The organism is Dickeya sp. CFBP 2040 (genome assembly GCF_012273755.1).
Taxonomy (GTDB): domain Bacteria; phylum Pseudomonadota; class Gammaproteobacteria; order Enterobacterales; family Enterobacteriaceae; genus Dickeya; species Dickeya poaceiphila.
This window is the reverse complement of the sequence record NZ_JAAVXH010000069.1, coordinates 1-3,029: the sequence shown is the minus strand read 5'-3', so window position 1 is coordinate 3,029 and position 3,029 is coordinate 1. Positions and strand designations below refer to the sequence as shown.

Genomic DNA, 3,029 nt, shown 5'->3' with positions numbered 1-3,029 from the left:
CGCCCCTGCCGGGGTGAGCGCCGTCACGCCCGCCAGCGTCGGCGTGGCTATCGCCGGGATAAAGCCGCCGCTGCCCGGTTGCAGATTGGTATTGCTGATGTTCTGGGTGAAATTAGCGGTGATTGCGCCGCCCGCCTGAATGGTCGCGGCGTAGGTTTGGCCAACGACTTTTTCATATACAGGCTCACCGCGAAGACGATAAATTAGATAATTTCTAAGTGCGTTATCGTAAGGATAAGAATTCCGTAGGTTAAATCCGCCAACATAACTCCCCGAATTATATGCTGACACATAAGAACCATTAAGCTGCATATCTGGTCGATAGTTTACATCGCCGGGTTCTTTCACATCCATTTCGATACTTTCATAGACCAAATACTGATATGTCGAACCACTTTCATAAGAGGTGTTATTTAGCTTGTCACCACGTAAAACAATATTCCCATTAGCTATCAAGGATGAAGCACTATTAATAACAGCATCTGATGCTGAAACAATTAGATCATTAGCAGAATTAATTCTGGATAATCCACCCTGAGCTGATACGACGACACTATTATCTTTGATTGGAACTTTCTTAAGACTGGCACTCTTACTCGTTGTGTAATAAGAGATATATGGTATTAAATCACCCGAAGCATCAAACTCAAAATAAAGTCCATACTCGTCATATCCAAATAAACTCATTGGAATATGTGCTATTGCCCCCCCCGCCCACGATGGCATATCCGCCGCCGAGCTGCTGCTTTCGGTCACTGTCAGCCCTTCGCGCTGGTTGGTCAGCGTCCCGGTGCGCACCGTGATATCCCCGCGCTGGGTTTCGATGGTGCCTGAGCTGTTCAGTACGCTGCTGCCGGCATTGCCTGCCGCATCACGCTGTATCCACAGGCTGTTCCCCGCCAGAATGTTGCCGAACCGGTTGACCAGTGCGTCCGACAGCAGCCACAGGTTGCCGCCGCCGTACAGCAGGCTGCTGTTGTCTATCAGCCCGCCCGCCTGCAACAACAGGTCCGCTGCCGTTCCCACAAAGCCCCGGTTGGTGATGTTGCCATCGGCCCGCAGGCTCAGCGGCCCGCCGCCCTGAATGCTACCGCTCTCCGTCTGGCTGAGGGCCGCCGCCGACAGCGCGCTCGCGCCATTGCCGGCCACGATGCGGCCCTGCTGCGTCAGCGTGCCGGTGCTGGTCACCGTCACCCCGTTGCCTTGCAGCGTCCCCGCCTGCACCAGGTCGCCGTTCACGTTCAGCGTCAGCTGCCCACCCGCCGCCAGCGCACGGGTCAGGGTGAACGGGCCGCCGATATCCGCCTGCAGGTTGCCCAGCGCCGCCAGCTGACCGTTCTGCGTCAGTTGCCCGGTGCGCAGAGACAGGTCCCCCGCACTGTATAGCCGCGCCCCGTCCGCGTTGGTGATACCCGCCGCCTGCAACGCCAGCCGCGTCAGCCCCAGCAACGTGCCCCGGTTTTCCAGTTGCCCGTTGGTGGTGATGTCCAGCTGCCCGGCCTGCACCGTCCCGCTGTTGCTCCACTGCGGCAGGTGCAGCGTCAGCCCGTTCTGCGCCTGCAGCGTGCCGGTGTTGTCCAGTTGCGTGGTGGTCAGCATCAGGTCCGCGCCCTGCGCCCAGCCGGCGTTGGTCAGTTGCGCGGCATTCAGCGTCAGTGCGCCGCCCGACAGCAGCTGGCCGCCGCTCAGGTTGCTCAGCAGGCTGCCGCCCTGTACCGTCAGGCCGTTATGGCCTTCTATCTGTCCTGCGTTGCTCACCGTCGCGCCGCCGAGCGACACCGTTGCGCCCAGCAGCGTCGCCCCGGCACTGTTCTCCAGTGTGTTATCCAGCGTGGCGGTCAGTTGTCCGCTGCCGGTTATCGTGCCCTGATTGCGCAGGTTGCCGCCCCGCAGCGTCACGGTCTGCGCCTGCCACTGCCCGGCAGTGTCTATCGTGGCCGCACTCAGGCTGAAGGCGCCGTTGCCCAGCACCCGGCTGTCCGCCCCGCCCTGATAGGCCCCCGTCAGTTGCAGGGTGCCGTCTTCCAGCCCCAGCAGCGTGCCCTGATTATCCAGCGTCTCCGCGTTCAGCGACAGTCGCGCCGACTGCCACAGCCCCTGATTGCGCAGGGTGCCGGTGGCAATCTGGCCGCTGCCGCCGCTCAGCAATTGTCCGCCGGCCTGATTAGTGACGTTGTCACTGAATTGTGCATTAAAACCGCCCAGCGCGGTCAGCGTGCCGCCGTTGTCAAACTGCTGCCCGTGCAGCGTCGCCATCCCCTGGGTGGCAAGCTGGCCGGTATTACTCAGGCTGGCCGCGTCAACCGTCAGACTGTTCAGCCCGGTTATCTGCCCCCGGCTGGTCAGCGACGTCCCGCTGAAGCGCAGGTCTTGTGCCTGCCACAGCCCGGCGTTGTCGGCGTTATCAATGGCCAGCGTCGCCGTGCCGCCGCTCAGCAGCTGGCTGTTGTCGCTGCCGGTATAGCGCGACACCCCGCTCAGCGTCAGTGCCGCCGTGCCCTGAAGGCGGCCCCGGTTGTCCAGCGTGCCGGCCTGCAACGTCAGCGCGTCCCCCTGCAGCACGCCGGCGTTATCCAGCATTCCCGCCGTCACCGTGGTGACGCCGTTACCCAGCAGCGCCCCGTCTGCGGTATTGGTCAGTTGCCCCCGGCTGGTCACGTCCAGTTGTGACAGGCCCACCAGTCGCCCGGCGTTGGTCAGTTCCCCGGTACTGAGCTGCAAGCGGTCGCCGCCCATCTCGCCCTGCTGACTGACCGTCTGCGCCGTCAGCGTCACCGCCCCGTTGCCCAATACCCGGCTGCCTGCGCCGCCGGTATAGTCCTGCAACAGGGCCAGCGTCACGCCGTCCGTCGCCAGCAGCGAACCGTTGTTCGAGAGCGTATCGGCATTCAGGGTCAGGGTGTTCCCCTGCCACAGCCCCTGCGTGTTCACCGCGCCGGCCTGCACCTGCCAGTCGCCGTTGCTGAGCAGCTGGCCGTCCGCGCCCACACTCAGTGCGCCGGTCAGCCGCAGCTCACCGCCCCGTTCCG

General features: G+C 62.6%; 1 protein-coding gene. It reads right to left on the bottom strand.

Annotated elements, in window-relative coordinates; all coding sequences use genetic code 11:
• On the bottom strand, positions 1-3,029 hold a 3,029-nt coding region (locus tag Dpoa2040_RS08525; RefSeq protein ID WP_371810601.1), incomplete at both ends, for a beta strand repeat-containing protein.